Raw genomic sequence first — 16,298 nt, 5'->3', positions numbered from 1 at the left:
GAATCAAGACGGGGCGATAGTATAGCAAAGAGCCATAAATCAATCCAGCTAAATATTCACACCAGCAAATCTATTATCGCCTACTTTGTTGTTTTTTAACTTGCTCCCAAGCTAGGTCCATTTCTTCTAAAGTTGCATCTTCTAGGCTTAGCCCTAGTTGATTGAGCGTGCTGTCTACCTGTTCAAAACGACGTACAAACTTATCACATGCTAGGCGCAATATTTGCTCAGGATCGTGCCTAGCGTGGCGCGCTACATTGACCGTAGCAAACAAAAGGTCTCCTAACTCTTCTGCACTGTGCGCTGAATGAGGGTCAACCGATAATGCTTCACTCACTTCTTGCACTTCCTCAGCTACCTTATCCAATGCACCGTGATAGTCGGGCCAATCAAACCCTAAAGCAGAGGCACGCTTTTGGATTTTTTGCGCCCGTGACAACGCAGGCAACATTCTGGGAATATCATGCCAAAGTGGCTCACTGGTTGTAACGCTCTCCTTTTGCGCGCGCTCCTGTGCTTTTATCGCTTGCCACTGGGCCTCTAGCTGCGTATCTGATAGCTGCTCTTGCTTCTCAAATACATGAGGGTGTCTACGGATGAGCTTGTCATTTAACCCCGAGACAATATCAGCAAAATCAAAAGCACCTTGCTCTTTTGCCATCTGAGCATAAAACACAACTTGGAATAATAGGTCGCCCAGTTCATCCTTAAGTGCTGCCATATCATTGCGCTCAATGGCGTCAGCCACTTCATAGGCTTCTTCCAGTGTATGCGGAACGATAGACTCGAACGTCTGCTTTTTATCCCAATCACAGCCCAGCTCAGGGTCTCGTAATGCAGACATTATCGATAAAAGCGCTTGCAGCTCTCCACTCATGTAAGTACTCACTTTCTTTAATGCTGGCGTTTGGCTTCAAACACACCTTCAATCTGGTGTAATTTGGTCAATAAACGATTCATAGCTGACAAATCCGAAACTTCTATCTTCATTTCAAAGATAGCCACGGCCCTTTCATCATTAGTCTGCACATTCATACTCAGCACATTCACTTTTTCATTGGCAAGTACTGAACTGATGTCTCGGATCAAGCCTTGTCTATCATGTGCTTCAATGCGTACCGTAATGGCGTAAGCGGCTTGAATTTCTTCGGACCAACTCACAGCGATTTCCCGTTCAGGATGACGTTCACATATATGTGCAAAAGCGTCACAGTCCGTTCTGTGTACCGCAATTCCTCTACCTTGTGTGATATAACCGACGATTTCATCACCTGGCACAGGCTGACAACATTTGGCAACATGACTCATTAAACTACCAACGCCATCAACCACGATGCCATTTTTATCACCTCGTTTTTTACGAGGCGTGCCAATTTTCAGCTTAGGCAGTTCTTCTGGTTTGTCCTGAACAAAGTTCAAAAACTGATTAAGACGAATATCTCCAGCACCTATCGCCACCATCAAATCATCAATTTCTTTGAAGTTGAACCGCGCAATAGCGGGTTCTAGTTGTTTGTAGGTTAAATCCAACTTTGCAAGCTGCGCATCCAGTATCTCCTTACCAGCTTGTAAATTTTTGTCTCTGTCTTGTTGTTTAAACCAATGATGGATTTTACTTCTTGCCCGCGATGAGTGGATATAACCCAACGAAGGGTTCAACCAATCTCGGCTCGGTGAAGCATTCTTTTGGGTTAATATTTCAACTTGATCGCCGGTTGACAGCTTATAGGTAAACGGCACAATTTTGCCAAAAACCTTAGCTCCAATACAGCGGTGGCCCACGTTAGAGTGAATGTAGTAAGCAAAATCCAGCGGTGTTGCGCCCAAAGGCAAATCGAAAATATCTCCTTTAGGTGTAAATACATAAACGCGGTCTTCAACAACTTGGTTTTTTAGTTCATCTGCCAAGTCGCTGCCATCAACCACTTCTTCTTGCCATTGTAAGAGTTTGCGCAGCCAACTAATTTTTTGCTCGTAACCTGAGCCTCGTCCCGGCAGGGCCCCTTCTTTATACATCCAGTGTGCAGCAACACCAAGTTCAGCATCTTGATGCATTTCTTCTGTGCGAATTTGTATTTCAACCGTTTTACCTTCAGGGCCGAACACTACGGTATGAATTGACTGGTAACCGTTTTGTTTTGGTGTTGCAACATAATCATCGAACTCTTTTGGCAAATGTCGCCAACTCGTGTGTACGATACCTAGCGCAGCATAACAATCCTGAATTTCGTCTACCACGATACGCATAGCACGAATGTCAAATAACTGATCAAACTCGTAGTTTTTCTGCGACATCTTTTTGTAGATGGAATAGATGTGTTTGGGTCGTCCATACACTTGCGCATTAATTCCGGCTGCGCTTAGCTTATCACTGACCAACGCAACCATATTTTCCATATAAGCTTCTCGGTCAAGGCGCTTGTCAGCAAGCTGTTTGGCTATTTTTTTATAGGTTTGAGGGTGTAAGTAGCGAAATGATAGATCTTCAAGCTCCCACTTTAATTGACCAATGCCTAGACGATTAGCCAAGGGCGCAAAAATATTCGCTGTGGCTTTAGCTGCGATGACCCGCTCATCTTCATCGGCATTTTTTACGGCTCTCAAATGGCAAATCTGCTCGGCAAGTTTTATTACAACAGCACGCACATCTTCCACCATCGCCAATAACATGCGACGAATATTATCAATTTGCACATTGCCCTTACCTTGATGGGCCAGTGTACTGATGGTAGCCATCTGTTCCACACCGTTTAGCAGCAGTGCAATATTATCTCCCAGCTCACTTTTAACCTTATCAATATCAACCAAACCAGCGAGATAATAAGGGGTTAAATAGGCGGTTGCTAAAGACTCAGCGTCAAGGTTTAAATCGGCTAGTATCTCTACCATTTCAATAGCATTGTTAAGCATTTGCGAATCAGGCTCTGCAGGACACAAACCATGTGCTTGCTGCAGACGCATCAGCTTCTCATCCGACAATGCTAATAATGAAAGCCTCGCTGAAAAGTCAGCGGGAAGCTGCTGTTGATGCGATTGGCGAGTTGCAACCATTCCTATTACCTCCTTTGGAACAACGCCATAGTTTCAATATGCCCAGTATGTGGAAACATATTCATAAGGCCAATTTTTTGGACTTCAAAACCGGCTTGAAGTAGCAATGCGCTGTCACGGGCTAAAGTCACAGGGTCACACGAAACATACAATACCTTTTCAAACTGCTTCAGTGGCATTTGCGCTAAAATCTCATGTGCTCCCGTTCTTGATGGATCCAGCAGTAAAATATTCAACTCATTCGAAAACCACTGAGCGCCAGCCAAAGGTGCTGTTAAGTCAGAGCAAAAAAATTGCACATTGCTGATTTGATTAGTGTGCGCATTTTGTTTAGCCATTGCAACCGAAGACTCTGAGCCTTCGACCCCTATGACACTGTTTGCTCGTTTTGCCATCAATAATGAAAAATTACCGATACCACAAAATAGATCTAGCACTTGATCATCTTCTTCGAGTTCCAACCACGCTTGAGCCTGAAGTAACATTTTTTCGTTCACAGCTTTGTTAACTTGTATAAAGTTGCTCAGTTTAAATTCAAATGTTAAATCAGCCACGCAATAGTTTGGTAACCGCTCATAATCGATGTTCTGTTCACCATCATCCCAAAGTAATAACCAGCTTTGCTCATCTAAAAGCGCTGCAAGTTTTTCTTTATTTTGCTCATTAATATGCTTTGTATGGCGCAACAGTAAATATTGCCGGTTATCAGCATCACAGAGCTGTATATGACTGACACTGGCAAACGCTTTGTCGCTATTTAGCGCCACGCGTAGCTTTTCAAGACAATGAGCGAATGGTGTTGATAAGACATCACAGCTTTTTATATCAACGATGTGTTTGCTTTTGGCACTACGAAATCCAACTTTAAGTCGCTGGCTTTGCCTGTCATAAAAGCAAGCAATGCGTGCAGCCCTGCGATAATGCATCGGTTCACTTTCAATGCTTGGCTGCCATGGTAATTGCTCAGTTTTAGCAAACTTAGCAAACAACTTGCTCAATGCTTGCTGCTTTACATCGAGTTGTTCTGTATGCGCCAAGTGCTGCAACTGACAACCACCACATTCATTATAGTGCGCACAAAAGGGACTCACTCGGTGCTCACTGCTTTGCTGTAACTTAACTACTTTAGCAATCGTAAGCTTAGATTTATCCTGTTGAATTTGTGCTTTCACACGCTCGCCTGTCAACGCGCCATCAACAAAACAGACTTTGCCCTGATGTTTGGCTACTCCGCGCCCTTGGTGATCCATCGACTCAACAGCAAGCTCTATGGTTTTGCCCTTAGCTGATGATGCCTTAGCACGAAAAAACTGCGCCATACTCTACCCCTTAAACATTGCTAATCAGCGCCTAACTAGATAATCTATTGAAAAATAAACGACCTTGCTCACTGCCCAACATGACTAAACTTAGCCTTCGTGACAGCATTCTTGCATTAACTATAATTCCTACAGTGCTGATAGGCTTAATACTTGGTGGCTATTTTACAGTAAATCGTTACGTTGAGCTTGAAGAAATTCTTTATCAGCAAGGCAGTAGTATTTCTGAGCCCTTAGCCATCGCAGCTGAACAGGCCGTGTTAAAGCAAGATAGGGCCGCATTACACCAGATCATTAGTACCGCGCATAACAAACACTCTCCTTTGATAAAAAGTATTGCGTTATTCGACCAAGATAATCAGCTGTTATTGACCAGTAACTATCACGAACAATTTGAACAACTCTACTTCTTTGGTGATGTTTCTCAGTTACATAAAACAGAGTTAGTTAAACTCAACGACTCATTTGTATTTTTCACCCCCATCAAACATTTTTCAAAGCAGTCAGACCGATGGCACACCACACACCCAAAAACACTGGCAATTTTGGCAATAGAAGTGAGCCAGAATCAGGCCTTGATCTCGCAACAAAAGGCGCTTATTTGGAGTAGCAGCATTATTTTATTTGCGCTGTTTCTTGCTGCGTTTTTATCATTTCGGATCAGTAAAATGTTCACCCAGCCCCTGTCTGCGCTGTTGCTTGCCACTGACAAGCTAGTTGAAGGTAAACGGGATATTGATATTGAACATGAGATGATTGGGGAGTTTGAGCTATTGCGTCAGGGTCTCAATACTATTAATGAGAAGATGATCAGTCAACGTGACGAAATGCAAAAGCATATCGATCAAGCCACCAGTGATTATAAAGAAACCCTAGAACAATACGAAACACAGAATATTCAGCTTAATATTGCCAAACGAGAGGCGCAGGATGCCAACCGAGTAAAGTCAGACTTTCTTGCCAAAATGAGTCACGAACTACGGACTCCGCTCAACGGTGTTATTGGTTTTACTCGCCAGCTTTACAAAACACCACTGAATAAACATCAAAAAGATTACTTAGACACCATAGAGTTATCGGCAAACAGTCTTCTGACAATTATCAGTGATATTTTGGACTTTTCTAAGCTCGAAGCAGGTGCGATGGACTTAGAAAGTATTCAATTTCAACTACGTGATGCTGTCAATGAAGTCATGACCCTACTCGCCCCCAGCGCACACGAGAAAAATCTGGAGTTGTCTATTGCTATCAATCGTCAAGTACCCGATAACTTGGTAGGCGACCCTACTCGCTTTAAACAAGTACTCATTAATCTTGTGAGTAATGCGATTAAGTTCACAGAAAAAGGCTCTGTAAAAATAGATGTTTCATACCGTTTGCTAGATGACTCTCATGCTTCACTACTGGTATCTGTTAGCGATACGGGTGTTGGTATTGCAATGGATAAACAAGATGCTCTGTTCACACCATTCGCACAGGCCGACTCAAGCATTACACGCAAGTTTGGTGGCACAGGTCTTGGGTTGATCATCACTAAACATATTGTTGAAGCCATGAAAGGTAGGATCACCCTCAACTCAGCGCCAGGTAGTGGTACTTGCTTTACGTTTAATGCAATTTTTGAACTGCCTAACCGTATTTACAACGACGACTTGCCTAATAGCTCCTTGGCAAATAAACGTATCCTCTATTTCGAGCCTCAAAGTCATACTCATGCAGCCGTAGTCTCTCAACTAGAAGAGTGGGATATGCAAGTCACTTCATGTGAAGATGAAAAGTCATTTTTTGATGCATTAGAGAAAGAGTTTAGTTTCGACATCTGTCTCATTGGCAATATGGCAAGTGTTGAGCATATGCAATTGGTGAAAAGCTATATTGCTAAAGCTCGAGGGGCTGCCGATTATCTCTATTTGATGCTTAATACCATCTCGCATAACATGCGAGAATCTCTTATTGGCAGCGGAGCAGACGCCTGTTTGAGTAAACCGCTTAACCACCGTAAATTATGCGAAGTTCTGGCAGCACCTTACCGACTTGATCACCCAAGTATCGCCATCGAAGAAAGTGATACTCAAATACTGCCTATGAAAGTCCTTATTGCTGATGACAACGACGCTAACTTAAAGCTACTGTCAACATTACTTGAAGAGCAAGTGGAGTTAATTGATACCGCTCATAATGGCGCCCAAGCGGTTGGTTTATGTAAGACCCATAAATATGATCTGATTTTTATGGATATACAAATGCCGATCATGGACGGGATCACTGCCTGCAAAACCATCTTAGAGTCCTCACTAAACGAAGATACTCCCATAATTGCCGTGACTGCTCATGCGTTATCGGGTGAAAAAGAGCAATTGTTAAAGGATGGCTTTAAAGGTTACTTAACCAAACCTATCGACGAAGATATGTTAAGGCAAACAATCAGTGACCACAGTTCAACTTTGCCAGTCAGTAAGCAAAAAAGTAAAGTGGTGAATGAGCATAGCGTTGCGCCTTTTGAAAGTTCATTACTCGACTGGCAACTCGCCTTGCAGCATGCTGGCGGTAAGCCTGACCTTGCGCTGGAGATGTTAAATATGCTGTTAGATGGTTTAACTCCCCTGCTGGAAACTATCGAAGCCGCTTATGAACAACAGGATACAGAAGCTCTACTGAGTGCGATTCATAAGTTTCATGGCGCTTGTTGTTACACTGGGGTGCCTAAACTCAAAAGTTTAGCAGAAGTGTTAGAAACAGCACTGAAGCAATCTCAACCCATTGCTCAGTTTGAACCCGAGTTGCTAGAACTCATCGATGAATTGTCAAACCTTCGCCGCGACGCACAAGCATAGAACACACCTTTCGTCATCACTACTTGCCGTTGCGCACTTTAGTCGCAACTGAGCGGCTTGAGTACCATGACTCGAACGCGTAGCTTTGCCATTCTTTTATGCAAGGTTTTTAGACCTCAACATCAATTGATAAAAATTCAATAAATTATCAGTGAATCTCTGCTATTTTACTGCCATTTAAAGATCTCTAATCTATATTTGTTAAGACAATACAACGATTTGTTATGTGAGGTACGTTTGAGCGAACAATACCCAACTATGTCTCTCGTTAGAAGGTTAACTCAACTTAACATGTCTGTAATGGCCGCGAGTATGATATTGGTCTTCACCTTAACAACAATATTGCTGTGGTTTGTTGTAAGAGACCGTCACGCCGAAACGGCACAACTGAACCTCGCACAGCTCTCCCACAATATTGTACCTATGCTAGTATTTGACGATGTGGACACCGCTGAACGTGAGTTGGCTCTTGTTGGCGCACAAAAAGACGTGCTTTTTATTGCATTGCGTAAGAACAACAAAAGTGTTTTTAGCGAATACAGTGCTCCCAGCTTCATTCCGCCCGCGGAAATTTATCAACAGAACATAGAACAGCCGAATATCGTGTATTCGGGTGTAAAAATGATGCTATATCACCCTGTTACCTTCAAAGGTCAGGTAGAAGGTGACCTCATCATGGTCATTGATCTGACCAATATGCTGTATTGGTTCGTCAGGCTGATTTTAATGTTGGCAATACTCATTGGTGTTTTGTTCACAGTCTCCGCCCTACTGCTATCTCAGGTACAACGAACTGCGCTTAGACCATTATTATCTTTATCTGAGCTAGCTCAGAAAGTATCAAAAGAACATGATTTCCAATTACGTGCAAAGGTGGTTCGCAACGATGAAATTGGCATTCTCACTCGTAGCTTCAATGAGCTGTTAAAACGTGTTGATATTTCTCAAGCCGAATTGCGTCAACAACTGGAACAGGAACAACTGCAAGGGCTACAGCTCAAACAAATGGTCAAAACTGACCCACTTACAAACCTGCCGAACCGCTTAGCGCTTAACGCTATGCTCAAAGAGATCACTAAAGAGTCTAGTGAATCCACACCACTGAGCTGTTTGATGTTTATTGATTTAGATAACTTTAAATTTGTTAATGATAATTTTGGCCATGACGCAGGAGATGAAACGCTTATTGAGGTGGGCAACCGCATTGGTGCTATCATACGTAGTGATGACTTATTATGTCGCTTGGGTGGCGACGAGTTTGCGCTGTTACTACCAAATATTGAGTCCACTGATAACGCAGAACGACTTGCCGAACGTATTGTCACTAGTATCAACCGACCTATTGTAATAAAAGACACCATCATGCCCATCGGTATTAGTATCGGATTAGCCTATACGCCCCTCGATACCTGCTCCCCCATGGAGCTACTCAATTGCGCCGATGATGCGATGTATGAGGCCAAGCGTGCCGGAAAAAATAATTTTCAGGTGTACAACAAAAAGGCGTCAGCATGAATAATGCTCTGTTTGTTTTATTATTTATCTGGTGCTCTACTTGCACAGCACAAAACACAGATGCGCCCCCTGATGCACCTGACACGCCTAAGAGTGAGGCAAGCAGTGAAGCACTGCCTGAATTAGAAGATTTACTACATCAGCAATTGCGCCACTTACCTACCAATACTGAAATATCAGCAGCCTCTCGCGTTACGCGTTCCAGCAGCGATAGTATGGCAGTCACACATGTCATTAACGATAAAGATATTAAACAGTTTAACTTACGCTCCGTTGCCGACATTTTAGCCCAATTTGTAGGAATAACGACCCGAGAAGATAGTTCTTTTACTTACATAGGTGCAAGAGGTATTGGTCGTCCAGGGGACTTTAACTCGCGATTTTTATTTTTGTTGGACGGCACGCGTATTAATGAAAGCTTGTTGGATGCAGGGCTAGTTGGACATGAGTTTTTCGTTGATGTCGAGCTTATCGAACGGGTTGAGTACACACCTGGCGCTTCTGCTGCACTGTATGGTAACAATGCTTTGCTCGGTGTTATTAATATCGTAACCAAAACGTCCTCAAAATTGCGTGGCATAAACACTTCAGTGTCGATTGCCAACAACAACGCCAAACACGCAAGAATCACAGGAGGAATGCGCGCTGATTCAGGTTCTGATAGCTGGCTGTCTTTGAGTCAAACCAAGTTAGACAACATCCAATATCCGCTTGTTAATATTCCTCCCCATTTGGCAAGGTGGCAACACTTAAATGAGGAGAAAAGCACTCGGCTGATGTTTAATCATCAACACGGGGCTTTGAAAATTCAGGCTGCAGGTTCTAAGCGTAAACGGCACTATCCTGATCTGTTTGCGTTTGACCCCAATATCCCACCTCTTAATGCTGAAGTAGACAATGAAGCATATTTGGTGAGTGTCGCCTATGATGATCGAATATCTGATGACATTGAGCTGTATCTACATGCATCAACTCACGGTAACGATTTTACTCGTCGACTTCCCGTTGTGTTACAAAATGGTGAGCTGTCACATGAGCAACGACTTAATTCTGGTCGCTGGAGTAACTTCGACAGTCGCCTCATTTTTCTCGGCTTATCAGATCACGAATTTATGCTTGGCTTTGATTATCAGCGGGACCATAGGCAAAAATTCATGGCTCAGTACCTCATTCCTGAGCCCATTAAGCGAAAATTTCTCGGTGATGAATCACGTTACGGTCTGTATATTCAAGATCTCTGGCGATTGAGCGACAAGCTGCAACTACAATGGGCACTACGTTATGATGACTCAGATTCCAGTACAGCACGTTGGTCACCAAGCTATACGGTGAAGTACAACTGGTCACCTCAACATAAACTCTTGCTGCGTCATAGCCGAGCATTCAAAGTTGCCAACTTTCTAGAGCATTTTACAAATACATCGTTTGGTTTCCCAACGCCTGAGAATGAATCTACCCATTACAACGAAATCAGTCTTTTGCAAAATTGGTCGCCTTCATTATCTACATTTGTCATTGCATATCAGGCCACTGTAGAGAATTTGATTAGTCAGGCGCTCATTGCGCCTATATACGCCAATACTATTCCACTGAAAAGTAAAGGGCTGGAAATTGGTGTTGATAAACGTTGGCAAAACGGAATTTCTCTAGTAGCAAGCACAGCCTTTCAAAAGTCTGAGTTCAGTGGCGGCATTAAAGTGGCAAACTCTCCACAGTTTATTGGTCAACTTCGCTTTAGCGCGCCTATTGGCTCTTCTGGCGTGCTATTTAGCATGAATTCACATGTGGTTAGTGAACGCAGGGTGCTTTTTAAAACCCTACCTAGTTTCGCAAGTCATGATGTAAATATTAGCTGGCAACCTTGGGACAACGCCTCAATTGCTCTAGGAGTACGCAACATCACAGATAAAGAAATTGTTGAGATCGTTGATGATAGCCTAATTCCCTATGTACAGCAGCGGCGACAAGTTCATCTGTCCATCAACTGGAGTTGGGGACAATGATCAAAATCTGTTTATGTTTATTGTTGTTTTTATCTATGTTTCAAACCCACGGGCAAAGCCTTAGTGAGAACGAACTCAAAGCTGCCTTTTTATACCGTTTTAGCCAGTTTAGTAAATGGCCACCGCCTCCTCCTAATGCGCTACGCTTTTGCGTAGTGGGCAACCATGAGCTATTCAAAGCAGTCTCTGCACTATTACATACGCAAAACCTGCAACAAACTAGTACCGCCATAGAGATTCCAAATCATGACCAAGTAACACAATGTGATGTGTTGTTTTTAAGCCAACAAAACCGTCAGCAAACAAAGTTTTGGCTAAGCCAAATAGAACAATCACCAGTGCTGATTGTCGCCGACACCAGTGAAGGGTTTCGTCAAGGGGCTATGATTGGAATAATTGCCGATGCCAATAACTTGAGCTTTAGAGTTAATTTAACTGACGCCAAACGACGAGGATTGAGCTTTAGTGCTCACTTGTTAAAACTGGCTTCAGAAGTAAGGTAAAGATTGCTATATATGAAAATAAAAAAGGCGCCAATCAGCGCCTTTTTTATTTTCACAATTGAAGGTTAATTTTCTTCTGTGACGTTGATTTTAGGACGTTTCACTTCAGCTTGTGCCTCTAGTGCACTAACAAATGCATTGTAGTTTTGATTGATTTGCGCCATCGAAATACTTTGCTTTTGCTGTGCGTCAATATCATCACTAACTTCAGGTGTTGTCACTGAGTTAAGCTTAAGCAATGCCGCATCACCATTGTTTAACTCAACCATAGCGAACTGAGGCTGACCTTCAACTGGATGTGGTAGCTGGAATGCTTTGCTAACAATGGCAGGAGAAAGGCTATACGACTGACGGTTTAAAGCCTTATCTGATTGTACTTCCAACTCTTCACCCGCAGCGATTTCCTCAAGTGACTTACCATCTTGTAACTGAGCGAATAAAGCTTGTGTGTGCTCTTTTATAAGTGAAGACGCTTTATCATTTACAAGCTTGGTTTTGATCTGGGCACTCACTTCTTCTAACGGCTTCGGCGCGGCGGCTTGATAATCTTGCACTCTAACAACCACAATATGCTCATTACCTACCTCAAGCACTCCCGAGTTTACACGGTCTTCTAGCACTTCAGGTGTAAAAATGGCACTGCTAACAGCTGGTGTGTTTAAAGGTGCTGGTAACGCATTGCGCGCTAGTAACTCAGTAGACTTCAATTCAACACCCGCCGCAATCGCCGCATCTTCTAAACTATCTGCAATTTCAAAAGCAAGCTCTGTTACTTCAGTCTGCTTCTGATAGAAAGCATCAACTTTTTCAGCTCTTTCAAGCTCAGCGCGAAGCTCATCTTTAACATCGTCATATTCTTTAACTTGCTGACGTTGAATATCTGTTAATTTGATAACATGAAGGCCGAATTCTGATGCAACTACATCAGTAATATCACCCACGTTTTCAAGTGCAAATGCTGCAGCCTCAAATTCTGGGTCCATCATGTCACGCTCAATCCAGTCTAGATCACCACCGATTTCAGCACTTACTACATCATCAGACTTTTCTTGCGCTAGCTCAGCAAAGTCAGCACCGCCTTTTAGTTCTTCTAAAATAGCTTGTGCCTTTTGCTGTACTTCAGCATCTTCGGCGCTGCCTTCCACTAAAATGTGCGCTACTCGACGTTTCTCAGGCTCGGTGTACTGATTTTTACTTTCTTCGTAATAAGCCAGTACATCGTCCTCAGAAATCTCTTTTGTAGGCGTAACATCGCTTGCTTTTAATTCTAGGTACTGAACAGCTACACGCTCAGGAGATTGGAACTGGCTTTGGTTAAGCTGGTAATAATCTTTTATTTCCTGCTCTGAAACCTCAACTTGGTCAGCAAGCTTGCCTTTATTTAGTACTAAGTAGTCTAGGTCACGTGTTTGCTGTTGTAGAGCAATCGCACTTTTCAGTTCAGATGGCAGCATGAAATCTGACCCAGCCACTGCGGTCACTAATTGATTTCTCGTCATCTCTTCACGTAAGTACTCACGGAAAGTATCTGGTTGGAAGTTCATTTGGCGAATCAGCTGTAAATAACGATCGTTGCTAAACTGACCACCAAGTTGAAAATACGGCATTTCTAAAATCGCATTTTTAACTTGCTCATCACTTACACGAAGCCCTAACTCTAGAGCCAACTGATTTTGTAATTCTTGCTGTACCAGCCTGTCCACCACACCTTCGCGAATGCGCGCCATGTATGCAGGATCTGCTGAAATTTGTGCGAAGTACTCACCAAATTGTTGCTCTAATCTTGCTCTTTCATTTTGGTATGCACGCGCAAACTCAGTTTGGCTAATTTTTGCTCCATTGACCTCTGCTACAGGTTGCTCTGTGGTTTGACCTAGGTAACCACCAATCCCTGCTAACGCAAAAGACAAGATGACTACGCCAAGTATAATTTTGGCTGCTGGGCCTTGAGACCCTTCTCTGATCTTTTCAAGCATTTGTTCTTCTCTTATCTAAGCCAAAGCACATGCTGCGCTTTGAAATTAATCGCTAATGTAAAAAAAGCGTATCTTATCAGATACGCTTTTTTTCTTGAAGCTGTTCACGGCTTTTACAATTTAAAAGTTGTGAAGCAACGTAAAGCCGCGTTTGCAATAGCGAGGCGGAATTAGTTAACAGCGTCTTTTAATGCTTTACCCGCTTTAAAAGATGGGATATTAGCTGCAGCAATCTGAATTGTCTCGCCAGTTTGTGGGTTACGGCCTGAACGAGCAGCACGCTCACGTACTGAAAATGTACCAAAGCCAACAAGTGCCACTGAATCGCCGTCTTTTAGTGCGCCAGTTACTGACTCGATGAATGAATCTAGAGCACGACCAGCAGCCGCTTTAGAAATATCAGCATCAGCTGCGATTTGATCGATTAATTGAGATTTATTCACAATATCATCCTCTTACATTGTTATTATCAAAAATGGTCTGACTATATAAAAGAATACCACTTTTGCTGTTAATTTAGAGACATCACAGCGACTCTCTAATTCGGAAATCTTTATCAAGCCTAGGCTACATAAGGGCTAGGCTTGAAACTAGTGCTTAAGTTAACATACCTTTTCGATTTGAAAAGCCCTTTCATGCACTTTTTTAGACTTTTTCTTCATTTTTGCTACTTTGAACAGCAAAACTCTCGATCGGATTCGCCAAAGCCAGTGATAATACTTCGTCAATCCAAGTAACAGGGTGAATTTCCAAACCTTCCAATACGTTCTGTGGTATCTCTTTTAAGTCCCTTTCATTAATTTTTGGGATCACGACCGTTTTAATGCCACCACGGTGCGCAGCAAGAAGCTTCTCTTTAAGTCCACCAATGGGTAGTACTTCACCTCTTAACGTGATTTCGCCCGTCATCGCTACATCTGAACGAACAGGGTTGCCCGTCAGGCTCGATACTAAGCCCGTCACCATCGCGATACCTGCGCTTGGTCCATCTTTTGGTGTAGCACCTTCTGGTACGTGAACGTGTATATCACGTTTCTCGTAGAAGTCACTATTAATTCGCAACTTATCGGCACGATTTCGTACGACGGTCATCGCAGCTTGAATTGACTCTTGCATTACATCGCCAAGTGAACCTGTATGCGTCAGCTTGCCCTTTCCTGGCACTGCTGCGCATTCAATTGTTAGCAAATCACCACCGACTTCAGTCCATGCAAGGCCTGTCACCTGGCCGATTCGATCACCATCTTCTGCTTTACCATAGTCAAAGCGCTGCACACCTAAGAATGATTCAAGGTTGTCCTGGTTGATCACAACCTGTTTGATGCCTTTATCTAACAAAATATTCTTGACAGCTTTACGGCACAGTTTAGAAATTTCACGCTCTAGATTACGTACCCCGGCCTCGCGTGTGTAGTAGCGAATAATGCCAATAATAGCACTATCTTCAATCACTACTTCTTCTTCTTTCAACCCATTGCGCTTAATTTGTTTAGGGATCAAATGCTGTTTAGAGATATTCAGCTTTTCATCTTCCGTGTATCCAGAAAGACGTATTACTTCCATACGATCAAGTAAAGGACCTGGGATATTGAAACTGTTAGAAGTCGCTACGAACATCACATCCGACAAATCATAGTCCACTTCTAGGTAATGGTCCGCAAACGTACTATTTTGCTCTGGATCAAGTACCTCTAATAGGGCTGACGCTGGATCTCCACGCATATCCGATGACATCTTATCAATCTCATCTAACAAGAATAATGGGTTTTTCACTCCCACCTTGCTCATGCTTTGAATTAACTTACCTGGCATTGAACCGATATAAGTACGTCTGTGACCACGGATTTCTGCTTCATCACGCACACCACCTAAGGCCATGCGAACATACTTTCGGCCCGTAGAGCGCGCAATTGATTGACCCAAGCTTGTTTTACCTACCCCTGGCGGTCCAACTAGGCAAAGAATCGGCCCTTTAAGTTTATTTGTACGCTGTTGAACGGCTAGATATTCGATAATCCTATCTTTAACCTTTTCTAGGCCATAGTGATCAGCATCCAATATCTTTTGTGCGCCGGCTAAATCTTTTTTCACTTTAGAGCGTTTCTTCCATGGCACACCTATCATCGTATCTATATACGAACGAACCACGGTAGCTTCTGCCGACATAGGCGACATCATTTTTAACTTGTTAAGTTCTGACAGCGCTTTTTCTTCAGCTTCTTTTGGCATGTGTGCTTCACTAATGCGCTTTTTCAAAGCTTCAAATTCATCTGGCACGTCATCCAGCTCACCGAGTTCTTTTTGAATGGCTTTCATCTGCTCATTCAAGTAGTACTCACGCTGAGATTTTTCCATTTGCTTCTTTACACGCGAACGGATTTTCTTTTCAACTTGTAGCAGGTCAATCTCACCTTCCATAAGCGCCATTAAATACTCTAAACGCTCAGTTACACTACTTAGTTCAAGTACTTTTTGTTTTTCAGGTACTTTGATAGGCATGTGTGCAGCCATCGTATCAGCAAGACGAGATGCCTCATCAATGCCAGATACTGAGGTTAACACCTCTGGTGGGATTTTTTTATTCAGCTTTACGTAGCCTTCAAACTGACTCACCGCGCTGCGAATAAATATATCTTGCTCTTGTTCTTCAATATCTTGAGATTCAAGGAACTGTGCTTGTGCTAAGAAATAATCATCTGTGACCAAGAACTCCTCAATTTTCGCACGCTGGGTTCCCTCAACGAGTACTTTAACTGTGCCATCAGGCAGCTTGAGCAACTGTAATACCGTTGCAATTGTGCCTACATCGTATATTTCATCAGTTTTAGGGTCATCAATCGTTGCGTCTTTTTGCGCAACTAAAAAGATTTGCTTGTCATTTTCCATCGCCGCTTCTAGGCATTTTATCGATTTTTCTCGACCTACAAAAAGCGGGATCACCATGTGTGGGTACACAACTACATCGCGCAGTGCCAACACAGGAATTTCAACTCGATCCGTTCTCTCAAGCGCCATTATATTCTCTTCACACTTCGTTAATTTTTATTTATATCGGACTATATGGGGATAGTGATTTAAAAGTTCAACTCATTTATAA

Annotated in this window: 10 protein-coding genes; 4 read left to right on the top strand and 6 right to left on the bottom strand. The window is 42.9% G+C overall.

The annotated features are described in order from the left end of the window. Positions 1-73: 73 nt before the first annotated feature. The 3 genes from mazG to rlmD are packed head-to-tail and all read right to left on the bottom strand — an operon-like array spanning position 74 to position 4,370. The gene (gene mazG / locus BET10_RS06980; protein WP_070984366.1) at positions 74-877 is read right to left on the bottom strand and encodes a nucleoside triphosphate pyrophosphohydrolase; all 804 of its coding nucleotides are present in this window, start codon (positions 875-877) and stop codon (positions 74-76) included. Between the two features lie 17 nt (positions 878-894). Continuing rightward, on the bottom strand, positions 895-3,051 hold the full coding sequence (gene relA, locus BET10_RS06975) for a GTP diphosphokinase (protein ID WP_070984364.1): 2,157 nt from the start codon (positions 3,049-3,051) through the stop codon (positions 895-897). A gap of 5 nt (positions 3,052-3,056) precedes the next feature. Continuing rightward, positions 3,057-4,370 carry a 23S rRNA (uracil(1939)-C(5))-methyltransferase RlmD gene (rlmD, locus tag BET10_RS06970; RefSeq protein ID WP_070984362.1) on the bottom strand — a complete coding sequence of 438 codons (1,314 nt, stop codon included), beginning with the start codon at positions 4,368-4,370 and terminating at the stop codon, positions 3,057-3,059. 80 nt (positions 4,371-4,450) lie between these two features. On the opposite strand from rlmD, the gene barA reads away from it, so the two are divergent. The 4 genes from barA (at position 4,451) to BET10_RS06950 (ending at position 11,225) form a co-directional block, all read left to right on the top strand. Continuing rightward, positions 4,451-7,204, top strand: a complete 2,754-nt coding sequence (gene barA / locus BET10_RS06965) for a two-component sensor histidine kinase BarA (RefSeq protein WP_070984359.1) — start codon at positions 4,451-4,453, stop codon at positions 7,202-7,204. Positions 7,205-7,441: 237 nt separating this feature from the next. After that, complete coding sequence (locus BET10_RS06960) at positions 7,442-8,719, top strand: sensor domain-containing diguanylate cyclase (RefSeq protein WP_139158547.1); 1,278 nt, start codon at positions 7,442-7,444, stop codon at positions 8,717-8,719. Continuing rightward, on the top strand, positions 8,716-10,722 hold the full coding sequence (locus tag BET10_RS06955) for a TonB-dependent receptor plug domain-containing protein (RefSeq protein WP_070984355.1): 2,007 nt from the start codon (positions 8,716-8,718) through the stop codon (positions 10,720-10,722). The genes BET10_RS06960 and BET10_RS06955 overlap by 4 nt, the downstream gene beginning before the upstream one ends. Further along, positions 10,719-11,225, top strand: a complete 507-nt coding sequence (locus BET10_RS06950) for a YfiR family protein (RefSeq protein WP_070984353.1) — start codon at positions 10,719-10,721, stop codon at positions 11,223-11,225. The genes BET10_RS06955 and BET10_RS06950 overlap by 4 nt, the downstream gene beginning before the upstream one ends. Before the next feature lie 65 nt (positions 11,226-11,290). On the opposite strand, the gene ppiD is transcribed toward BET10_RS06950, so the two are convergent. The 3 genes from ppiD to lon form a co-directional block, all read right to left on the bottom strand. Beyond that, on the bottom strand, positions 11,291-13,201 hold the full coding sequence (gene ppiD, locus BET10_RS06945; RefSeq protein ID WP_070984350.1) for a peptidylprolyl isomerase: 1,911 nt from the start codon (positions 13,199-13,201) through the stop codon (positions 11,291-11,293). 170 nt (positions 13,202-13,371) lie between these two features. After that, positions 13,372-13,644 carry a nucleoid-associated protein HU-beta gene (hupB, locus tag BET10_RS06940; protein WP_010371157.1) on the bottom strand — a complete coding sequence of 91 codons (273 nt, stop codon included), beginning with the start codon at positions 13,642-13,644 and terminating at the stop codon, positions 13,372-13,374. Between the two features lie 202 nt (positions 13,645-13,846). Next, on the bottom strand, positions 13,847-16,216 hold the full coding sequence (gene lon, locus BET10_RS06935) for an endopeptidase La (RefSeq protein WP_070984348.1): 2,370 nt from the start codon (positions 16,214-16,216) through the stop codon (positions 13,847-13,849). Between the last annotated feature and the right edge of the window lie 82 nt (positions 16,217-16,298).

The organism is Pseudoalteromonas amylolytica (genome assembly GCF_001854605.1).
Lineage (GTDB): Bacteria > Pseudomonadota > Gammaproteobacteria > Enterobacterales > Alteromonadaceae > Pseudoalteromonas > Pseudoalteromonas amylolytica.
The sequence above is the reverse complement of the archived record's forward strand: the minus strand, read 5'-3'. Positions and strand labels throughout refer to the sequence as shown.